21 protein-coding genes are annotated in these 20,182 nt (G+C 67.1%); 12 read left to right on the top strand and 9 right to left on the bottom strand.

Annotated features, from left to right (window positions below):
* Positions 1–34 precede the first annotated feature (34 nt).
* Positions 35–1,270, bottom strand: a complete 1,236-nt coding sequence (gene rocD, locus UK23_RS29355) for an ornithine--oxo-acid transaminase (RefSeq protein ID WP_045314909.1) — start codon at positions 1,268–1,270, stop codon at positions 35–37.
* A 140-nt stretch (positions 1,271–1,410) separates the two neighbouring features.
* Between rocD and UK23_RS29350 the strand changes: the two genes are divergently transcribed.
* The 11 genes from UK23_RS29350 to UK23_RS29300 all read left to right on the top strand — a co-directional run bounded on the left by UK23_RS29350 (position 1,411) and on the right by UK23_RS29300 (position 11,101).
* Complete coding sequence (locus tag UK23_RS29350; protein ID WP_045314908.1) at positions 1,411–2,241, top strand: PPK2 family polyphosphate kinase; 831 nt, start codon at positions 1,411–1,413, stop codon at positions 2,239–2,241.
* A 123-nt stretch (positions 2,242–2,364) separates the two neighbouring features.
* The gene (locus UK23_RS29345) at positions 2,365–3,441 is read left to right on the top strand and encodes a lactonase family protein (RefSeq protein WP_045314907.1); all 1,077 of its coding nucleotides are present in this window, start codon (positions 2,365–2,367) and stop codon (positions 3,439–3,441) included.
* 77 nt (positions 3,442–3,518) lie between these two features.
* Positions 3,519–4,214, top strand: coding sequence for an SGNH/GDSL hydrolase family protein (locus UK23_RS29340; RefSeq protein ID WP_196777940.1), 696 nt, complete (start codon positions 3,519–3,521; stop codon positions 4,212–4,214).
* A gap of 25 nt (positions 4,215–4,239) precedes the next feature.
* Positions 4,240–4,542: an ArsR/SmtB family transcription factor gene (locus tag UK23_RS29335; protein WP_045314905.1), complete on the top strand. Its 303-nt coding sequence runs from the start codon at positions 4,240–4,242 to the stop codon at positions 4,540–4,542.
* A complete protein-coding gene (locus UK23_RS29330; RefSeq protein WP_045314904.1) occupies positions 4,539–4,994 on the top strand; it encodes an SRPBCC family protein in 456 nt (151 codons plus the stop codon). The genes UK23_RS29335 and UK23_RS29330 overlap by 4 nt, the downstream gene beginning before the upstream one ends.
* Before the next feature lie 10 nt (positions 4,995–5,004).
* On the top strand, positions 5,005–5,772 hold the full coding sequence (locus UK23_RS29325) for a HipA family kinase (RefSeq protein ID WP_231114727.1): 768 nt from the start codon (positions 5,005–5,007) through the stop codon (positions 5,770–5,772).
* Entirely contained in the window at positions 5,756–6,142 is a 387-nt protein-coding gene (locus UK23_RS29320; protein WP_045314902.1) for a DUF3037 domain-containing protein, read from the top strand. The genes UK23_RS29325 and UK23_RS29320 overlap by 17 nt, the downstream gene beginning before the upstream one ends.
* A 75-nt stretch (positions 6,143–6,217) precedes the next feature.
* On the top strand, positions 6,218–7,237 hold the full coding sequence (locus UK23_RS29315; protein ID WP_045314901.1) for an LCP family protein: 1,020 nt from the start codon (positions 6,218–6,220) through the stop codon (positions 7,235–7,237).
* Positions 7,238–7,528: 291 nt separating this feature from the next.
* Positions 7,529–8,260, top strand: a complete 732-nt coding sequence (locus UK23_RS29310; protein ID WP_045314900.1) for a 3-hydroxybutyrate dehydrogenase — start codon at positions 7,529–7,531, stop codon at positions 8,258–8,260.
* Positions 8,261–8,270: 10 nt separating this feature from the next.
* Positions 8,271–9,554: an MFS transporter gene (locus tag UK23_RS29305; protein ID WP_045314899.1), complete on the top strand. Its 1,284-nt coding sequence runs from the start codon at positions 8,271–8,273 to the stop codon at positions 9,552–9,554.
* On the top strand, positions 9,551–11,101 hold the full coding sequence (locus UK23_RS29300) for a helix-turn-helix domain-containing protein (RefSeq protein ID WP_052685165.1): 1,551 nt from the start codon (positions 9,551–9,553) through the stop codon (positions 11,099–11,101). Before UK23_RS29305 ends, UK23_RS29300 begins: the two co-directional genes overlap by 4 nt.
* A gap of 5 nt (positions 11,102–11,106) precedes the next feature.
* On the opposite strand, the gene UK23_RS29295 is transcribed toward UK23_RS29300, so the two are convergent.
* From UK23_RS29295 to UK23_RS29270, 6 genes are all read right to left on the bottom strand, one after another.
* Positions 11,107–12,000 (bottom strand): alpha/beta hydrolase family esterase, encoded by an 894-nt coding sequence (locus tag UK23_RS29295; RefSeq protein ID WP_045314898.1) that lies wholly within the window; start codon positions 11,998–12,000, stop codon positions 11,107–11,109.
* Positions 12,001–12,204: 204 nt separating this feature from the next.
* A complete protein-coding gene (locus UK23_RS29290; protein ID WP_045314897.1) occupies positions 12,205–13,656 on the bottom strand; it encodes an APC family permease in 1,452 nt (483 codons plus the stop codon).
* Complete coding sequence (locus UK23_RS29285; protein WP_045314896.1) at positions 13,653–15,131, bottom strand: GMC family oxidoreductase; 1,479 nt, start codon at positions 15,129–15,131, stop codon at positions 13,653–13,655. The genes UK23_RS29290 and UK23_RS29285 overlap by 4 nt, the downstream gene beginning before the upstream one ends.
* Positions 15,128–16,558 carry an aldehyde dehydrogenase family protein gene (locus UK23_RS29280; RefSeq protein ID WP_052685166.1) on the bottom strand — a complete coding sequence of 477 codons (1,431 nt, stop codon included), beginning with the start codon at positions 16,556–16,558 and terminating at the stop codon, positions 15,128–15,130. Before UK23_RS29280 ends, UK23_RS29285 begins: the two co-directional genes overlap by 4 nt.
* Positions 16,559–16,645: 87 nt before the next feature.
* Positions 16,646–17,749 (bottom strand): NAD(P)/FAD-dependent oxidoreductase, encoded by a 1,104-nt coding sequence (locus UK23_RS29275; RefSeq protein ID WP_045314894.1) that lies wholly within the window; start codon positions 17,747–17,749, stop codon positions 16,646–16,648.
* Positions 17,746–18,066, bottom strand: a complete 321-nt coding sequence (locus UK23_RS29270; protein ID WP_045314893.1) for a bifunctional 3-phenylpropionate/cinnamic acid dioxygenase ferredoxin subunit — start codon at positions 18,064–18,066, stop codon at positions 17,746–17,748. Before UK23_RS29270 ends, UK23_RS29275 begins: the two co-directional genes overlap by 4 nt.
* Positions 18,067–18,186: 120 nt before the next feature.
* On the opposite strand from UK23_RS29270, the gene UK23_RS29265 reads away from it, so the two are divergent.
* Entirely contained in the window at positions 18,187–18,957 is a 771-nt protein-coding gene (locus UK23_RS29265; protein WP_045314892.1) for an IclR family transcriptional regulator, read from the top strand.
* Here the strand turns inward: UK23_RS29265 and UK23_RS29260 are convergent.
* Together UK23_RS29260 and UK23_RS29255 are read right to left on the bottom strand one after the other, a co-directional pair.
* Positions 18,942–19,775 carry a hypothetical protein gene (locus tag UK23_RS29260; RefSeq protein ID WP_045314891.1) on the bottom strand — a complete coding sequence of 278 codons (834 nt, stop codon included), beginning with the start codon at positions 19,773–19,775 and terminating at the stop codon, positions 18,942–18,944. The genes UK23_RS29265 and UK23_RS29260 overlap by 16 nt on opposite strands.
* 37 nt (positions 19,776–19,812) lie before the next feature.
* Positions 19,813–20,136, bottom strand: a complete 324-nt coding sequence (locus UK23_RS29255) for an MmcQ/YjbR family DNA-binding protein (protein WP_045314890.1) — start codon at positions 20,134–20,136, stop codon at positions 19,813–19,815.
* Positions 20,137–20,182 lie beyond the last annotated feature (46 nt).

The following is a 20,182-nucleotide window of genomic DNA, read 5'->3' as shown; positions in this document are numbered from 1 at the left end:
AGGTGGAGCAAGGTTCCCTTCATCGAGCACCAAATCAGCCCAAAGTGGGGCGAACTACCTCGGCGATGGCTTGGACGCCCAGGTCGATCTCGTCACGGGTGATCACCAGCGGGGGAGCGACGCGCAGCGTGGTCGCCTGCGTCTCCTTGCACAACACGCCACGTGCGGCCAGCGCCTCGGACGCCGCACGACCGACCGGGCCACCGGGGGAGATCTCGACACCGGCCCACAGGCCACGCCCGCGCACCTCGGCGATGCCGGAACCGACCAGCGCACCCAGCGAGGAGTGCAGGTAGGCGCCCAGCTCGCGCGAGCGCTCCTGGTACTCGCCGGTCTCCAGCAGCCGCACCACGGCGCGGCCGACGGCGCAGGCCAGCGGGTTGCCGCCGAACGTGGAGCCGTGCTCGCCGGGCTTCAGCACACCCAGAACCGCGCGGGAACCGACCACCGCGGACACCGGCAGGATGCCGCCGCCCAGCGCCTTGCCGAGCGTGTACAGATCGGCGCGCACACCCTCGTGGTCCAGCGCGAACAGGTCCCCGGTGCGGCCGAGACCGGACTGGATCTCGTCGGCGATCATCAGCACGTTGTGCTCGTCGCACAGACGGCGGATCCCAGGCAGGTACCCGGCGGGCGGCACGACGACGCCGGCCTCGCCCTGGATCGGCTCGATCAGAACCGCCGCCGTGCGGGGCGTGATCGCGGACTCGATCTCGTCGAGGTTGCCGTACTTGACGACCTTGAAGCCCGGCGTGAAGGGGCCGAAGTCGTTGCGCGCGGTCTCGTCGGTCGAGAACGACACGATCGTCGTGGTGCGGCCGTGGAAGTTCGACCCGGCGACGATGATCTCGGCCGTGCCCTCCGGCACGCCCTTGACCTGGTAGGCCCACTTGCGCGCGACCTTGATCGCGGACTCCACGGCCTCGGCGCCGGAGTTCATCGCGAGCACCATCTCGGTGCCGGTCAGCGCCGCGAGCTCACGGCAGAACAGGCCGAACTGGTCGTGGTGGAACGCGCGGCTCGTCAGCGTCACGCGGCCGAGCTGTTCGATCGTGGCGGCCACCAGGGCGGGGTGGCGGTGGCCGAAGTTCAGCGACGAGTAGCCGGACAGGAAGTCCAGGTAGCGGCGGCCTTCGACGTCGGTGACCCACGCGCCCTCGCCATGCGACAGCACCACCGGGAGCGGGTGGTAGTTGTGAGTGCTCCACTCCTCGTCCATGGCGATGTAGTCAGCGCTGGTGATGGTGTTGTGCTCAGCGATGGCGGTCATCCTCCAAGGCTAGGGGCGCGGACAAGCGATTTCATCCGTCGAATGTTGCGCACTGCCTCTGTTTGTTGCGTAGATTCGCTGAACAGTGGGTGATCTTTGTGCAGCAGGCGGATTCAACGGTTCATCGCTACGCTCGGTCGATGGCGAAGAAGTCGGTTCGTGAAGCTCTGCGACTCGATGAGGTGGATCTCTCCACCCTCGACCCGGCCGGGCGTCCGATCGGTCCCAAGAACAAGAAGGAAGCGGCCGAGGACCTCGCCGCCACCGGGGCCGAGCTGGACGACCTGCAGGAAGCTTTGTACGCGGAGAACTCTCGCGCGGTGCTGCTCGTGCTGCAAGGGATGGACACCTCGGGCAAGGGTGGCGTGGTCAGCCACGTCGTCGGCCTGGTGAACCCGCAGGGCGTGCGGATCGCGTCGTTCAAGAAGCCGACTCCCGCCGAACGCCGTCAGCACTTCCTCACCCGCATCAGGAAGGTGCTGCCCGAGAAGGGGCGCATCGGCGCGTTCGACCGGTCCCACTACGAGGACGTGCTCGTGCCCAAGGTCGAGCGTCTGCTCATCGCCGCCGAGCTCAAGAACCGCTACAAGGAGATCAACGCGTTCGAACGCGAGCTCGCGGACTCCGGCATCACGGTGATCAAGTGCTTCCTGCACATCTCGCCGGAGGTCCAGAAGGAACGGCTGCTTGCCCGTTTGGACGACCCGAAGAAGCACTGGAAGTACAACCCGGCCGACATCGACGTGCGGTCGAAGTGGTCCAAGTACCAGGACGCGTACACGCAGGCGTTGAAGAACTGCCGGGACACGCCCTGGTACGCGATTCCCAGTGACCGCAAGTGGTACCGGAACTGGGCGGTCAGCCGGCTGCTGCTCGAGACCATGCGCGAGATGGACCCGAAGTTCCCGCCGCCCGCCTACGACATCGAGGCCGAGAAGGCCAGGCTGGTGAACAACGACCCGTTGCGCTAGACGCAATCTTCGTTGCACCTATTGCCTAGCCGTGAAGGTCTAGGCCACTGTGGGCTGCGCCGCCGACGAGAGTATCCCGGAGGTGCGGACGTGGGTGTGGACCGGCGACGTTTTCTCGGAGCCATGGGTGTGGGAGTTGGACTGCTGATGACCGGAGGAACCGCGGAGGCGGCTGCCAGCCGGAAAGTGTTCTTCGGCGCCTACACGACGTGGAGCGGTGGCGCCAAAGGCATCGGCATCGGCACCTACGACACGGCGAGCGGCCAGCTCAAGACCACCGGGGTGATTTCCGGCGTGGTCAACCCGTCGTTCGTGATCGAGTCGCGGGACGGTCGTTTCCTGTACGCGGTGAACGAGAACACCAAGGGCGAGGTCACCGCTGTGAACGCGGCCACGCTCAAGGTGATCAACAAGCAGGCGACCGGCGGCGCGGACCCGTGCCACCTGACGCTCGACCCGTCCGGGAAGTTCCTGATCACCGCGGACTACTCGTCGGGCTCGTTGAGCGTGTTCCCGGTCAAGGCCGACGGCAGCCTCGGTGCGCGCACGCAGAAGGTGCAGCACAAGGGTTCCGGGCCGGACCCGGAGCGCCAGGAGGGCCCGCACGCGCACCACATCGTTTTCGACCCGGCCGGCAAGTACGCGGCGGCGGTCGACCTGGGCGCGGACGCGGTGTTCGTCTATTCGTTCGTGAACGGCCAGCTGAAGCTCGTGTCGACGGCGAAGCTGAAGGCGGGCGCCGGACCGCGGCACATCGCGTTCCACCCCAACGGCAAGACGGCCTACGTCGCGAACGAGCTGGACTCGACGATCGTGGCCTGCTCGTACGCCGACGGGAAGCTCACGCCGGGGCAGTCGCTGAAGACCGCGCCGTCCGGTGGCGCGCGGAACTACCCGGCCGAGGTGCTGGTCTCGGGTGACGGCAAGAACGTGTACCTGTCGAACCGCGGGCACGACAGCGTGGCGCACTTCTCGGTCAACGGGACGGAGCTGGCGCTGGTCGGGCACACGCCGGTCGGTGGCAAGTACCCGCGGCACATCACCCTCGACCCGTCGGGCGGGTTCCTGTTCGCGGCCAACCAGAACTCGAACAACGTGACGTCGTTCGCGGTGGACCGGGCAACGGGCAAGCTGACGCCGTCCGGCACGGCGCTGCAGACCGCGATCCCCGTCTGCGTGCTGCCCACACGTCTGGGTTAATGCCCTTCTAGTCGATCATCCACAGTGGTACTCCGGCCCTTATGGGTCTTATGGCTGGGGTACTCGCGGTAGCTCTCATGGCGCCCGCACCGTTCGCGCCGGAGTACGTCGCACTCGGCGACTCCTACGCGTCCGGTGCGGGCGCTGGTTCCTATGTGGACAGCTCGTGCCGCCGAAGTTCGAACGCCTATCCGGCGTTGCAGGGCGAGGACTTCCCGTCGTTCAAGTTCGTGGCGTGCTCCGGTGCGACCACGAAGTCGTTGAAGTCGCAGTTCAAAGCTCTGTCGCCGGCCACGTCGTTCGTGACGATCACCATCGGCGGCAACGACCTCGGGTTCGTCGACGTGCTGACGACCTGCACGCTCAACGGCAACAGCTCGTGCGAGAAGCGGGTCGAGAAGGCCAGAGCCTTCGCCCGTGACCAGCTGCCCGGCCGGCTCGACACCACCTACGCGGCGATCAAGGAGGCCGCGCCGAGCGCCCAGCTCGTCGTGCTCGGATATCCGCGGCTGTTCACGCCGGACGACGGGTGCCGCACCTTGTCCGCGCGGAAGCGGCAGGCGCTCAACGACGCCGCCGACGAGCTGTCCGACGTGATCTCGGCGGCCGCGTCACGGGCTGGCGCGCGCTATGTCGACGTCAGGGAAGCGTTTGCGGACCACGGCGTCTGCGCGGACGAGCCCTGGATCAACGCGCTGGTCAGCCCGGCGGACGACTCCTACCACCCGAACAAGGCAGGCCAAGCCGCCTACTTCGCGGCGTTGACAGGGTAACTATGTAAGTCGTAGCTTACCGTTCGTGGAGACTTACCAAACGGCGTTCGCGGCGCTCGGCGACCCGACCCGCCGCGAGATCTTCACGCTGCTCGTGGCCAGGCCGCGGGCGGTGGGCGAGATCGCCGCCGAGTTGCCCGTGTCGCGGCCGGCCGTGTCCCAGCACCTCAAGGTGCTCAAGGAGGCACGGCTGGTGCGCGTCGAAGCCGAGGGAACTCGTCGACGGTATTCAGTCGACCACGTCGGGGTGGCCGCGATGCGCGACTACCTCGACGACGTCTGGGGTCAGGCACTCGCGAACTTCGCTGCGGTGGTGGAGGAGACATGACAGAGGTACGGAGATCGGTGCTCGTGAACGCGGGCGCTGACCACGCGTTCAAGGTGTTCACGGAGAAGTTCGTGACGTGGTGGCCTGCCGCGCACCACATCGGCGCGGCCGAGTTGCAGGACGTCGTGGTCGAACCGCGCGAGGGCGGTCGTTGGTATGAAGTAGGCACCGACGGCGCCGAGTGCGAGTGGGGTGAGGTGTTGGCGTGGGAGCCGCCGTCCCGCTTGTTGCTGGCCTGGCACCTCGACGGTGACTGGGATTACGACCCGGACCCGGCACGGGCGTCCGAAGTGGAGATCACCTTCACGTCGGAAGGCGACGGCACGCGCGTTGAGCTGGTGCATCGCAACTTCGATCGGCACTTCACCAAGCCCGGACGGGTCGAGAGCGGCGTCAGCGGCGAGGGTGGCTGGGGAGGAATTCTGCTCGGCTTCCAGCAAGCGTTCGTGTGATCATGCGCCAGTGAATTCGTTGAGGGAGGTCACGGCCACCCGGTACGTGACGCCGTTCCGCGAGGGCGGGTCGATGCCGGGGCTGGTCGAGGCCGACGACCTGGGTATGTACGTGGTGAAGTTCCGCGGCGCCGGACAGGGCGTGAAGGTGCTGGTCGCCGAGATCATCGTCGGTGAGCTGGCGCGGCGGCTGGGCTTCCGCATACCCGAGATCGTGCTGGTGCACCTCGACCCCGAGCTGGCGCGCGCGGAACCGGACCAGGAGGTCCAGGAGCTGCTGCGGGCGAGCGGTGGCCTCAACATCGGCTTCGACTACCTGCCGGGCTCGTTCGACTTCAACCCCGTCGTGCGCGACCCCGGCGAGGAGTTCGCGACGAAGCTGCTCTGGTTCGATGCTCTCGTGCTCAACGTCGACCGCAGCTGGCGCAACCCGAACATGTTGCTGTGGCACCGCGAACCGTGGCTGATCGACCACGGCGCCGCGCTGTACTTCCACTACTCCTGGAGCGAGGACCGTCCCGCTACCAAGGAGTACAGGTGGGACGCGTCGGACCACGCGATGCTGCCGAACGCCGGATCTGTGTCCGAAGTGGACGCGGAGATGGCCGCGAAGATCACGCCAGAGCTGCTCGACGAGGTGCTCGCGCTGATCCCGGACGAGTGGCTGGAAGGCGACCCGGCGGAACTTCGTCAGCGCTACAAGGACTTCTTCACCTACCGCCTCGCGCACCGCGGCTGGGCCGACGAGCTGGAGGCCGCCCGTGCCGCACGTGTTTGAGTACGCGCTGCTGCGGGCGGTGCCGCGGCAGGAGCGTGGCGAGTTCATGAACGTCGGCGTGATCGTCTACTGCCGCGACTTGGACTTCCTGTGCGCGAAGACCTATGTGGACGGTGACCGGCTGCGGGCCCTCGACCCGCGGCTGGACGTCGAAACGCTGGAGACGTCGCTGGAACACCTGACGAACTCCTGCGACGGCACGCCCGACGCCGGTCCGGTCAGCCGGACAACGGTTGGGCAACGCTTCCGCTGGCTGACGGCGCCGCGCAGCACCATCGTGCAGACCTCACCAGCGCACACAGGATTCACCGACGACCCGTCGGCCGAGGTCACCCGCCTTTTCGAAGCGTTGGTGCTGCCACCCCGGTAGGTTCGTCGCAACCTGAACGGGCGTACCGCGTCCTCAGTTGCAAAGCGAATCTAAAGCGATCGGGGTTGGCGACACATGAGCGCTGGGTATCACCACGGCTACCAGCAGCCGCGGCGTCCCATGCCGCCGCAGCGGCCGTACAAGAAGAAGAGGCGTCCTGGACGCGTCATTCTGGTGCTGTTGCTGGTCTTGGTGCTGGCCGCACTCGGATTCGGCTTCTACGTCGACTCGACGCTGAAGCGGATCGACGCGCTGCCGGACTACGAGGGCCGTCCCGCGGAGACGCCGGGCACCACCTGGCTGCTCGTCGGTTCCGACTCACGGGACGGGCTGACGCAGGAGCAGAAGGACAAGCTCGCCACCGGTGACGCGGCGGGCAGCCGCACCGACAGCATCATGCTGCTGCACCTGCCGGACAACGGCGCCGCCAAGCCGGTGCTGCTGTCGATCCCGCGCGACTCCTACGTGGCGATCGAGGGCAACGGCCGCAACAAGATCAACGCTTCGTTCGCGATCGGCGGGCCGCAGCTGCTCGCGAGGACCGTCGAGGGCGCCACCGGCGTGCGGATCGACCACTACATGGAGATCGGCTTCGGCGGGTTCTCGAACATCGTCGACGCGGTGGGTGGCGTCGACATCTGCCTCGACGAGGCGATCAAGGACCCGATGGCCGGCATCGACCTGCCCGCGGGCTGCCAGGAGCTCGACGGTGCGAAGGCGCTCGGGTTCGTGCGGACCCGCTACACGTTCGCGACCTCCGACCTGCAGCGCGTGCAGAACCAGCGGAAGTTCCTGTCCGCGTTGTTCGAGAAGGTCAAGAGCCCGGCCACGCTCGCGAACCCGTTCCGGATGCTGCCGCTCATGAGCGCCGCGTCCGACTCGGTGTCGGTCAACGAGGGCGACCACGTGTGGAACCTGGCGAGCGTAGCGCTGAACATCAGCGACGCGACCTCCGGCACGGTGCCGATCAGCGGCACCCCGAACATCGGTGGCCAGTCGGTCGTGCAGTGGAACAAGGAGAAGGCTTCTCAGCTCTTCGACCTGATCAGCAAGGACGAGCCGGTGCCCGCCGAGCTGATCGCTCCCCCGAAGTAGTCAGGACTTGACGGGCTCGGAAGTGGGCTCCGAGCTGGTCAACCCGGCCTCCTGTGCGATCTCTTCGAGCTCGCGCAGGAGGTCGTCGTAAATCGGCGTCGCTGACATGGTGTTGCCCCCTCTTGCTGATCTTCCCCCGTTCAGGTGACGGGAGCTTACGCCCCTGTACCCGTTCTTCTCGTCGCATATGCCATCGAGACGCTAAATGTTGGCTAAATCCACCTAGCGACCAGGCATTATGTGGCTTGAGCACATATTGATCACGCCGGGTGACGCCTACCGTTTCCGGTCATGTCGAGTGTCACGGGTCACACCGCGCTGGTCACCGGAGCCGCGAGCGGCATCGGCCTGGCCTGCGCCCGCGCCCTGTCCGCCGAGGGCGCCAAGGTTCATCTGGTCGACCTCGACCCGAACGTGCGGGACATCGCGTCCGAGATCGGCGGGGTCGGGCACGTTCTCGACCTGACCTCGCCGGTGGACGCGTTGCCCGCCGAGGTCGACGTGCTGGTCAACAACGCAGGTGTCCAGCACGTCGCACCGATTCACGAGTTCCCGGTCCCGCGGTTCTCCTCGATGCTCGAACTGATGCTCGGAGCCGCGTTCCGGTTGACCCGGCACGTGTTGCCGCACATGTACTCGCGCGGCTGGGGCCGGTTGGTCCACATCTCCAGCGTGCACGGGCTGCGCGCCTCCGCGTTCAAATCCGCTTATGTCGCCGCGAAGCACGGCCTGGAGGGGTTCTCCAAGGTCGCTGCCCTGGAAGGCGCTCCGCACGGCGTCACGTCGAACTGCGTGGCGCCCGGGTATGTGCGGACTCCGTTGGTGGAGAAGCAGATCGCCGATCAGGCGCGCCTTCACGGGATCTCTGAAGAAGACGTCTCGTCCCAGATCTTCCTGCAGCGCAGTGCGGTGAAGCGGCTGATCGAACCTTCCGAGGTCGCCGATGCCGTGCTGTGGTTGTGCGAGAACAGTTTTGTCACTGGTACGTCGTTGGCCGTCGACGGCGGCTGGACCGCTCAATGAGGAGTTGTCGATGATCAAGAAAGTGGTAGGCGCATCGCTCATCGGGACAACTGTCGAGTGGTACGACTTCTTTCTTTACGGGTCTGCTGCGGCGCTGGTGTTCAACAAGCTGTTCTTCCCGACCGCGGACCCTTTGAACGGCACGTTGCTCGCGTTCACGACCTACGCGATCGGCTTCCTGGCACGGCCTTTGGGTGGACTGGTCTTCGGGCACTTCGGCGACCGGCTGGGGCGCAAGAAGTTGCTGGTGCTGTCGTTGCTGCTGATGGGTGGCGCGACGATGCTCATGGGCGTGCTGCCGACCTATGCGTCGGTAGGCGTGCTGGCACCGGTGCTGCTCACGCTTTTGCGGCTGGTGCAGGGCTTTGCGCTGGGCGGTGAGTGGGGCGGGGCCGTGCTGATCGTGTCGGAGCACGGTGATCCGGCTCGGCGTGGGTTCTGGGCGTCGTGGCCGCAAGCCGGTGTGCCGTGCGGGAACCTGCTGGCGACGGCCGTGCTCGCGGTGCTGGCGGCGGTGCAGTCGGACGCGGACTTCCTGGCGTGGGGCTGGCGGATCCCGTTCCTGCTCTCCGGTGTGCTCGTCGTGATCGGTCTGTGGATCCGGCTCAGCGTCTCGGAGTCGCCCGTCTTCCTGGCCGCGCAGGAGAAGGCGCCGAAGCTGGAGAAGGCGCCGGCGTTGTTGCTGCTGAAGCACAACTGGCGCGAGGTGCTGATCGCGATGGGCGCCCGGTTCGCCGAGAACGTGTCGTACTACGTGATCACGGCGTTCATCCTGGTGTACGTGGTGACCGGGCTCGGGCTGTCGAAGTCGGTGGGGCTCAACGCGGTGCTGATCGCGTCGGCAGTGCACCTGGTGACGATTCCGGTGTGGGGCCATCTGTCGGACAAGTTCGGGCGGCGGTCGATCTACCTGATCGGCGCGGTGGGCATGGCCGCGTGGATCTTCGCGTTCTTCGCGATGCTCGACACGAAGGACCCGGTGTGGATCACGTTGGCGACGACGGTCGGCTTGGTGCTGCACGGCGCGATGTACGGGCCGCAGGCGGCGTTCTTCTCGGAGCTGTTCGGGACGCGGGTGCGGTACTCAGGTGCGTCCGTCGGCTACCAGCTGGCGTCGATCGCGGCCGGTGCGCTGGCTCCGCTGATCGCGACGGCGTTGCTGAAGGAGTACAAGTCGTCGTTCCCGATCGCGCTGTACGTGGTGATCACGTGCGTGATCACGGTGGCGGCGATCGCCCTGGCGCGGGAGACCCGTGGTGCGGATCTGGAGGAACGTGACAGGGTTGGGGTGTGACACGACGGCGTGAGGCCGAACTGGCGGCGTTGTTCGAGACCGCGTCCGAGCTCGCGGGCATGCGCGACCCGGACGCGGTTCTCCGCTCGATCGTGCGCAGGGCCCGGACTCTGCTGGGCACCGACGTGTCGTACCTGTCGATGAACGACGACCCGAACGGCACCTACATGAGGGTGACGGACGGGTCGTTCTCGCCGCTGTTCCAGAAGGTGCGCCTGGGACTCGGCGAGGGGCTGGGCGGGCTGGTGGCGCAGACCGCCCGTCCGTACGCGACGTCCGACTACTTCGCGGATCCTCGGTTCAACCACACGAACCCCATCGACTCCGCCGTGCACGACGAAGGCCTGGTGGCGATCCTGGGCGTGCCGCTGAAGCTCGACTCGAAGGTCATCGGCGTGCTCTACGCGGCCGACCGGTCTTCGCGCGAGTTCCCGGCCGAGGAAGTGGCGTTGTTGCAGTCGTTGGCTCATCACGCGGCCATCGCGATCGACACGGCGTCGTTGTTCGCCACGATCCAGTCGCACAACGAGGCCATGAAACGGGCCGAGGAAGCCCACGACCGGCTCACGGACCTCGTTTTGCGCGGCGGGTCGTCGGCTGAGGTCGCGGCGGCCGTGGGGGAGTTGCTCGGCGGGCCGGTCGAGGTGCTGGACTCGGTGCCGACGCTGGCTGTGCGGGCCAACGGGCGGGCCGTGCTGCTCGACGGCGCGTGGGTGTGCGCGGTGCTGGCGGGTTCGGAGCTGCTGGGCGGGATCGCGTTGTCCGGGCGGCCTGACCTGTCGGATGCCGATCGGCGGGTGTTCGAGCGGTCGGCGGCGGTGACGGCGTTGTTGTTGCTGCTGCGCAGAACCGTTGCCGAGGCGGAGAACAAGGTCCGCGGCGAGCTGATCACCGACATCCTGGACGGGCGGGATCCAGCCGGGTTGCTGGCTCGCGCTCGGCGGGTCGGGGCCGAGCTGACCGAGCCGCACGTGGTTCTGGTGGCGGACGGGAATCTCTCCGGCGCGACGCACTACGCGTCCGTCCACAGGGGACTGGCGGGTGCTCGCGGCCGTGAGGTCGTGCTGGCATTGCCTTCTACCTCTACCGGCGTCGCTCGTGAGGTTGCCAAGGCATTGGACGCCACTGTCGGTGCGTGCGGGCCGGTCACCGGGCCGGTGGCGATCGCGGCGGCCTACGAGGAAGCCAGGCGGTGCTTGAAGGCGCTGCGGCAGCTGGGGCGGGAGAAGGACGCCGCGACGCTGGACGATCTGGGGTTCGTCGGTGTGCTGCTGGGCGACCGTGCCGATGTTTCGGGGTACGTGCGGTCGGTGCTGGGGCCGGTGCTGGACTACGACGCCGAGCGCGGCACGGAGTTGGTGCACACGCTGGAGGTCTACTTCCGGTGCGGCGCGAACCTGAGTCGTGCCAAGGCGGAGCTGCACCTCCACGTCAACACGGTCACGCAACGGCTCGACCGGGTCTCGTCGTTGCTCGGCGACTGGCAGTCGCCGGACCGCGTGCTGGAGGTGCAGCTCGCGTTGCGGCTACTTCGCTTGCAGCGCTAGCACTTTCACCGGGTGAGGCCGAAGAACTCCAGTGCGACCGCGGCCATGCCGGCTGACGGCAGGCTGTGGCCGGCGCCCTGGATGCTGTAGGCCTCGACCTTGTCCGAGTAGCGGCGGCGGTTCCAGTTGGCGCGCGGAGTGTCGGTGGACGTCGGTGTCTGGCTCAGGCCGAACACGTTGGTCCACTGTTCGATCGACTCCTGCAGCAGGGAGTACGGCACCAGGGTGTCGGCGGTGCCGTGCCAGAGCTGGACTCGCGGGCGGGGGCCGGGGTAGGCGGGGTAGGCCTGCCGGACCGCGTCACCCCACTGCTGCGGCGTGCGGTTCATGCTTCCGTTCGTGCACTTGCTGCCGGGCGGTGGGAAGTCGGCGGCGTTGGCGAAGCAGTTGAAGGGGACGCCCATGAACGCCGCACCCGCCTTGAACACGTCCGGGTAGAGGGCGAGCATGTGCTGGGTCATCATGCCGCCGGAGGACGACCCGGTGGCGAAGACCCGGTTGCGGTCCCCGCCGTAGCGCTGCTGGGCGTAGGTCACCATCGAGACGATCGACACGGGGTCGCTCCCGCCGCCACGACGTTTCGCGGCGTCGGACCAGGTGTCGAAGCACTTGCCGAACCCGGCCTGCTGTTGTGCGCTCGGGTAGATGACGATGAACCCGTACCTGTTGGCGAGCGAGGCGAACTCGCTGCCCGAGTAGAAGCCGGGACCCGAGCCGCCGCAGCCGTGCATGGCGACCACGATCGCGGGCTGGGCCGGGCGGGCGTCCGGGACGTAGACGTGCATGCGCATCCCGCCGGGGTTGTTGCCGAAATTGGTCACCTCGACCAGGGATGCGGCGGATGCCGGTGGCGCGAGCAGGACGCCGGCGATGGTGAGCAGGGTGCTGACGAGCGTCATGAGTGTTCTGCGTGCGGTCATCGTGGACCTCCGGTCAGGGTTCCGGAGGTCCGAAGGTATTCAGATCGATGACGGCCGTCAACATTTTGCCGAATGACGTAGCGCGGCGTTCGACGAATCGGTGCGGCTTCCGAGCGCCTCGGCGAACTGTCCAGGCGGATCCTGCTGGCAGGCCGCCGAGGTGCTCGAATCCATTGTGGACTCCTAGCGGACCGCGTCTCCCGCAGGTGCGTCGGAGTTGCCGAACGGCTTGGCGATCGCCATGTAGACCAGGCCGATGCCCACCACGAGCGCACCGCTCAGGATCACGACGTAGTTGTCGTACCAGGGCGCGCCCGGAGTGCGCGGCCAGACCATGTTGACCATCGCAGCGACGCCGTACGCGAGCGCCGCGACGTTGATCGCGAGGCCCCAGCGGCCGAGTTTGAACTCGCCCGACGGTGTCCAGCCCTTGAGCCTGGCACGCAGCGCCGCGAAGACGACCATCTGGAAGCCCAGGTAGATGCCGAGCGTCGCGAACGAGACGATCTTGTCGAGCGCGTTCGTGGACAGCATCGACGCGAACACGATGACCGCCGGGATGATGCCGGCCAGCGCGAGCGCGTAGGGCGGGATGTGCCGTTTCTGGTTGAACTTCGCGAGCGACTTGTGCCCGAACAGCATCTTGTCGCGTGCGTACGAGTAGGTCAGCCGGGACGCCGCTGCCTGCAGGGACATCGTGCAGGACAGGAACGAGATCAGCACGACGCCGATCACGATCTTGTAGCCGACCGGGCCGAACGCGGTGGTCAGGACGTTCGTGACCGGGTCGGCGTCGGTGCCGTCGATGACCTTGCCGAAGTCCGGCACCGCGAGCAGCAGCGACAGGCAGGCGAACGTGGCCGCCGCGCCGCCGATGTAGATGGTGCGGCGCATGGCCTTCGGGATGACACGGCCGGGGTCCTTGACCTCTTCCGCGGTGTCGCCGCAGGCCTCGAAGCCGTAGTACTGGTAGAGGCCGATGATTCCCGCCGCGAAGAACGCGGGCAGGTAGCTGCCTCCACCGCCCGCGCCGAAGCTGTCGAAGATGACACCGAGGCCGTGGAGCCGGTGGTTGACGAGCAGCCAGATGCCGACCGCGAGCGCGCCGATGATCTCCGCGGCGAACCCGAAAATAGCCGCCCAGGACAGGACTTTCGTGCCCGCGTAGTTGATCAGGGTGGAGACCGCGATGATCGCGACCGCGCACAGCACGGTGTTGCCCGTCGTGGCGGTGTAGCCGAGAAGTGTGGCGAGGTAAGGGCCTGCGCCGTAGCTGACGGACGCGATGGTGACCAGCAGGGCGATCATGTAGATCCAGCCGGTCATCCACGCCCAGCGCTTGCCCCACAGGCGGCGTGCCCAGGGGTACACGCCGCCCGCGACCGGGTACTGCGCCACTAGCTCGCCGAAGATCAGTGCGACCAGGAACTGGCCCACGCCCGCGACGACGAAGCTCCAGATCATCGGCGGGCCGCCGAGCATCAGGGCCGTGCCGAACAAGGTGTACGTGCTGACCACGGGGGAGAGGTAGGTGAAGCCGAGCGAGAAGTTCGCCCAGGGACTCATGTCCCGCTTGAACTCCGACGTGTAGCCGAGGTCCTTGAGCCGGTCCTCGGCGGTGATCGTCGTGGTCATCCGGCCGCCCCCTTGATCAGATCTGCGGCTCGTTCTCCGATCATGAGGACCGTGACCATCGGGTTCACGGTCGGCATGGTGGGGAACACGGACGCGTCGACCACGCGCAGGCCTTCGAGCCCGATGACCTTGAGATCACCGTCCACAACGGACCCGATCGCGCACGTGCCGGCCGGGTGGTAAACGGTGTGGGCGGCCCTGCGGCCGTACTCGGACAGGGCTTCGTCGCTGGTGACGTCCGGGCCGGGCGCGATCTCACGCTTGAGCCACGACTTCAGCGGTTCCTGCTCCGCGATCTTGCGTGCGATCTTGAACCCGTCGACCAGGGTCTGCTCGTCGTAGCCGTCGGGGTTGGTGAAGTAGCCGAAGTCCAGGGCGGGCTTTTCCTTCGGGTCGTTGGACTTCAGCCACAGCTTGCCCTTGCTGTGCGGCCGCGGGATGTTCGGCGTCATGCAGACACCGTGCTCCACCTTCGGGTAGCCGAGGCGTTCCGTGTTGGTGGTGAACGGGATCTGGTAGAAGTGGAACATCAGGTCCGGGCGCGGGTCGGACTCGTCGCGGCGGATGAACAGGCCCGCGTCGGAGTCCATGACCGAGTTCTCCGGCAGCGGTTTCGTGGTCTCCCAGACGATGACCGACTCGGGGTGGTCGAGCAGGTTCTCGCCGACGCCGGGCAGGTCGTGCTTGACCTCGATGCCGATGTCGCTCAGGTGCTCTGCGTCGCCGACACCGGAGAGGTTCAGCAGGCGGGGCGTGTCGATCGCGCCTGCGCACAGCAGAACCTCTTTGGTGGCCTCGAGATAACCCTTGTCCGTGTGCACGCCGATCGCGCGGTTGCCGTCGAACTCGATTTTGCCGGCCCAGGTGTTGAGCAGCAGGGTCAGGTTCTTGCGGCTGTCGAGGATCGGGTGCAGGTAGGCCGTCGACGCTGACGAGCGCTGGTTGTTCTTCTCCGGGTGGTAGGCGATGGAGAAGAAGCCGACGCCGTCCTCGAACGGCTTGGCGTTGAAGTCGTTGATCTCCGGGACGTTCACGGCCTCCTGCGCGGCGGTGACGAAGTCCTTGGCGATCGGGTTCCGGTCCTTCTCCTCGACCGGGATGATGTTGAGCGCGACCTTGTCGTAGTACGGGCCGAGCACGTCCCACGTCCAGCCGTGGCCCCAGTCGTCGAAGTCCTGGGGCAGCGGGTTGAAGCAGATGAGCGTGTTGTGGCTGGAACATCCGCCCAGCACCTTGGCGCGGCTGTGCCGGATGTGCGAGTTTCCGCGCGGCTGTTCGACCGTGGGGTAGTCGTAGTCGTACTCGGTCTCGAGCAGGTTGATCCAGTTGCGCAGGTTGAGGATCTTCTCGTCGCCCACGTCGGACGGGCCGCCCTCGATGACCGCGACCGTGACGTTCTCGTCTTCGGTGAGTCTCGCGGCGAGCACACAGCCCGCCGTTCCGCCGCCGACGATCACGTAGTCATATGCGGTCACTTGTCGTCCTTTCGAGCGAACCAGTTCTGCGCTGCGGGCTTGAGGTTCTGGTAGACGTGCTTGGGCTCGGTGTACTCGTGCAGGCCCGCGGTGCCGAGCTCGCGGCCGACACCGGACCGCTTGAAGCCGCCCCATTCGGCCTGCGGCAGGTACGGGCCGAACTCGTTGATCCAGACCGTGCCGTGGCGGAGCTTCTTCGCGACGCGCTGGGCCTTGTCGAGGTCCTGAGTCCAGACCCCGCCCGCGAGGCCGTAGTCGGTGTCGTTGCCCAGGAACGTGGCCTCGTCCTCGGTCTCGAAGCGCTCGGCGGTGATGATCGGGCCGAACGTCTCGTCCTGCACCAGCTTCATGTCCCTCGTGCAGTCCGCGTAGACCGTGGGGCGGAAGAAGAAACCGTTCTGCAGCTCGGCTTCCTCCGGGCGCCTGCCGCCTGCCTTGAGGGTGGCGCCTTCTTCCTTCGCGGTCTGGACGTAGCTCTCGACCTTGGCGCGGTGTTCAGCCGACACCAGCGGACCGGACTCGGTGTCCTCGTCGAAACCGTTGCCCAGCTTGATCCTGTCGGCGCGGCGGGCCACTTCGGTGACGAAGTCGTCGTAGATGCTGCTGTGCACGATGAGCCGCGTACCGGACGAGCAGACCTGGCCGGCGTGGAAGAACGCCGCGGTGAGCGCGTAGTCGACGGCGGTGTCGATGTCCGCGTCCGCGAAGACGATGTTCGGGTTCTTGCCGCCCAGTTCGAGCGCGACCTTCTTCACCGTCCTGGCCGCGCTGGCCATGATCCTCTGGCCGGTGGCGAGGCTGCCGGTGAACGAGACGAGGTCGACGTCCGGGTGCTCGCTCAGCGGCGCGCCGACTTCGGGGCCGGTGCCGAGGACGAGGTTCGCGACGCCGTCGGGCAAGCCGGCCTCTTCGAGGAGCTCGAACAGTTTGATGGTGGTGAGCGGCGTGACCTCGCTCGGCTTGGCCACGAGCGTGTTGCCCGCGAGCAGGGCCGGGGCGATCTTCCAGGAGATCTGCAGCAGCGGGTAGTTCCAGGGCGCGATCATGCCGCAGACACCGACGGGTTCGTAGTCGATGCGGCTGATGACGTCCGCCGGGGCGCCCTGGACGATCTTCGGGTGCAGCAGGCCGGCGAGCCCGCCGTAGTAGCGGAACACGGAGACGACGTCGTCCACGTCGATGCGGCTCTCGACCAGCGTCTTGCCGGTGTCGAGCGTCTCGGTGCGGGCGATGTCCTCCTTGTCGCGTTCCAGCAGGTCCGCGACCCGGTTCAGGACGGCGGCGCGGTGCTCGGGGCTCGCGTGCTGCCAGTCGCCGTGGTCGAAGGCGTTTCTGGCCTTCGCGATCGCAGCGATCGCTTGTTCGCGGGTTTGGTCCTCGACCTCGGTGAGAACACTCTGGTCGAAGGGGTTGATGATCTGCCGCACCGGCGACACGCCTCCCTGTTCGTATGTCCACGTAGGACACTGGGGTATAGCCGGTCGCCGGTGTCGGTTAAACCGTGACGACCGTCTCTACCTGAGATTCCTGCGCAGTCGGGTGAAAAGTCGAGCGTTGCTCATTGCCACAATGCCGACAACATCTTCTGGGTTCTGTGCGTCTCGATAGGTCGCCACGAACTTCCGGTCCTCGATGGACCCATCTTCGACGCGAACGTCGTTCGTCGCCCGTCCGATGAACTGGATCCGCACGCCGTACTGATCGGACCAGACGTAGCCGCCGTTGGTGTGCGTCGCGACCGTCTCGCCCGCGAGCAAGTTGCGGGTGGCGATGTGCGCCTGCTCGGTCGCGGACGTCCAGTGCTCGGCCCGATGGCCGGCGCAGTTGGCGACGTCGCCGACGGCCACGACGTTCTTCACGTTCGTGACACCGCCCGCGTCGCACACGACGCCGTTGTCGACCTTGACGGGTCCGCCGGCGAGCCAGTCCGTCGCCGGCCGGGTGCCGATACCCGCGATGACGACGTCGGCGTTGACCTGACGTCCATCAGCGAGGTTGATTTGGCCGTCAATGTTGACTGAATCAACATTGATTCCGGTGATCAACGTTGATCCGTGGTCGTCATGCAGTTGTCCACATGCAGCGCCCATCTCCGCGCCGAGTACACGCATGAGGGGTGCCGGAAGCGCCTCGACGACGGTGACGTCCTTGCCCAGGGCGCGCGCACTCGACGCGATCTCCGCGCCGATGAAGCCCGCGCCGATGACGCCGACGTGCTGGGCGTTGTTGATGGCGTCGCGGAGCTTGACGGCGTCGTCGAGGGTGCGCAGGACGTGTGTGTTGGAGATCGTCCGCGGTATACCGCCGGTCGCGATGACGAACCCGTCGGCCTCGACCGTGGTGCCGTCGCTGAGCGCGACCTCTTGGCTGGAGAGCAGTCCGGTGGCCTGGACGCCGAGCCGCCAGTCGGCGTCGAGGGCGTCGAGGTCCTCCTGGTCGGCGAGCGGGACCGCCTCGACCTTGCCGAGGAGGAAGTCCTTCGAGAGAGGAGGCCGGTCGTAGGGGAGATGGATCTCGTCGCCCACGATGACGAGCCGTCCGTCGTACCCCTGCTGGCGCAGTGCCTGCGCCGACCTCAAACCGGCGAGCGAAGCGCCGATGATCGCGATCGTCCTCACGCCACGTCCTTGTTCACTTCGGCATCGACATAGACCACTCCATCCTCCACAAAGACGGGATAGGTCTTCACCGGTCTTTTGGCGGGCAGACAAGTGGGCTCGCCGGTGCGAAGGTCGAAGGACGCAGCATGCAGTGGGCATTCGACGAAGCAGCCCTCCAGCCATCCCTCGCTGAGGGAGGCGTCCTGGTGGGTGCAGGTGTCGTCGACTGCATACAGCACACCGTCGGCGTTGAACACCGCGATCGGGGCATGAGGACCGACGATGCGCACCGCCTCTCCCGGGGGCAGGTCCATGAGAGCGCAGGCGCGGATCATCGTCGGGCCTCCGTTGCGTTACGCGGCACGCGTTCCGAATGACGCAACACAATGTGCGGCTCAGGCGGCGCGCCGTCAAGAGGCCAGCAGGTTGTTTTGCCTGCCGGTTACTGTTGCGCGATGAGCAACTCCGACTCGGCAGCTCAGGTGCAGTCCGTCGATCGAGCCATCAGCGTGCTGGAACTACTGGCCCAAGGCGAGGCCGGTATCACCGAAATCGCAGGTGAGCTGGGTGTGCACAAGTCCACGGTGTCCAGACTCGTCTCCGTGCTGGAGTCCCGCGGCCTGGTCGAGCAACTCGGGGAAAGAGGCAAGTACGCCATCGGTTTCGGCGTGGTCCGGTTGGCCGGTGCGGCGACCGGCCGGATGGACCTGAGCAAGCTCGGGCAGCCCGTGTGCCAGACGCTCGCGGACTCGTTCGGCGAGACCGTGAACATCGCCGTGCACGACGCCGGGGTCGCCATCAACATCACCCAGGCCCGCGGTTCGGCAGCCGTGTCGGCCGTGAACTGGATCGGTCAGCGCACGCCCCTGCACGCCACGTCGTCCGGCAAGGTCCTGCTCGCCTACCTCGACCTGGACGAGCGCAAGCGGCTCGTCTCGCTACCGCTCGACTCGTACACGTCCAATACCGTCGTGGACGCTTCGCGGCTTTTGTCCGAGCTGGAAACGGTGGCTGAGCAGGGGTACGCGGCGTGCTTCGAGGAGCTGGAGCTGGGGCTGCACGCGGTGGCCGTGCCGGTGCGGGGGCATCGGGGTGAGGTCGTGGCGGCGATGAGCGCTTCCGGTCCGTCGTACCGGTTGTCGCGGGAACGGGTCGAGCAGATCGTGCCGGCGATGGTGTCGGCGGCGGGGGACCTCTCGGCGCAGCTCGGCTACTTCGCGGGCTGATCCCACCAGGGAGCCCAGGCCCAGTCGTCCAGGTCCGGCCAGGAGGACCTGAGACGGTCGGCGAGCGTTCCGGCGAAGGCCACTGACGCCTCGTGCGAGGCGTAGGCGACCCACTCGAGCGTCTCGTCGGTCCAGATGCCCTCCGCGCCGGTGTAGGTCGGTTCGAACGCGTCGAGGTCCAGCAGGGAGCCCGGGTCACCGTGCTCCCTGATCTCGATCACCCTGCGCAGGCCCATGTCCCGCAGCGCGGCCCGGACCAGTTCGGTGCCGGGGCCGTCCCACACCGCGGCTGAGTTCAGCGCGATGACGCCCTCCGGCACGTCGCCGATGATCGGATGCCACTCGGTCATGTTCCGCTCGAAGCCCCACCGCTGTTCGAGCCGGCGGCGCCATCCCTCCGCCTCCTCGTCGCTCAAGACGCGGCGGTAGGGCAGCGGCTCGACCTGCGGGTCCGGCGCGGCGAGCCACCCCTTGATCGCCCGGCGGAACAGCTCGCGTTCGGCGGCGGTCGCCTCGGCCTCGATCGGGCCGAGATTCGTGGTGAAGACCGACTGCGCCGTGCTCGCGGCCGTGGCGAGGGCGGTGGCGAGGCGCGCGGGCGGCGGCAGGTCGTCCGGGTCGAGGCGCTCGACCTCTCGCAGCATCGCGTCCACGACGTTGTAGCGGGGGTAGATCCGCTTCTCCTCGTCGGCGTAGTTGCCGGGGGCGCCGGTCATCCGCCGGGTGTGCTTCTGGACGTCGGCGTACTCGGCGTGGAGCTTGTCGTTGCGGCTCATCAGGTACCTGCGCGCCACCGTGTGCAGGGTCGCGGACTCCATGCAGGCGATTGTGCGCGACGTCAGGGCGCCATGCTCCTCATTTGAGCCTGGCCGGGGCTCTGATCCGCCACGCCTCCTCGATCAGTTCCGTCAGCTGGCTCGGATCGACCTTCTCCAGGTCGACCAGGATCGACCCGTGACCGTCGTAGTGCGGCGTCGTGTAGAAAGCCGGGTCGCCTGACGCCAGCAGTGCGGCTTTCTCGTCCAGGTCGCACAGGAGCATGAGCCCGCCCTCGGCCTCGGTGCGCAGCCGGGCGAACCCCTTGCCGGCGACCCTCAGCGACGGGGTCCGGTACCAGGTGGTCTCTTCCACCTCCGGCAACCGTTCGGCCGTCTCCACCACTTCGTCCCAGGTCGGCATGCGGTCCATGCTGGCGGCCGGGCCGGTCGCCCGCCTTGTACGAATG

Source organism: Lentzea aerocolonigenes (assembly GCF_000955955.1).
Classification (GTDB): Bacteria; Actinomycetota; Actinomycetes; order Mycobacteriales; family Pseudonocardiaceae; genus Lentzea; species Lentzea aerocolonigenes_A.
The sequence above is the reverse complement of the archived record's forward strand: the minus strand, read 5'-3'. Positions and strand labels throughout refer to the sequence as shown.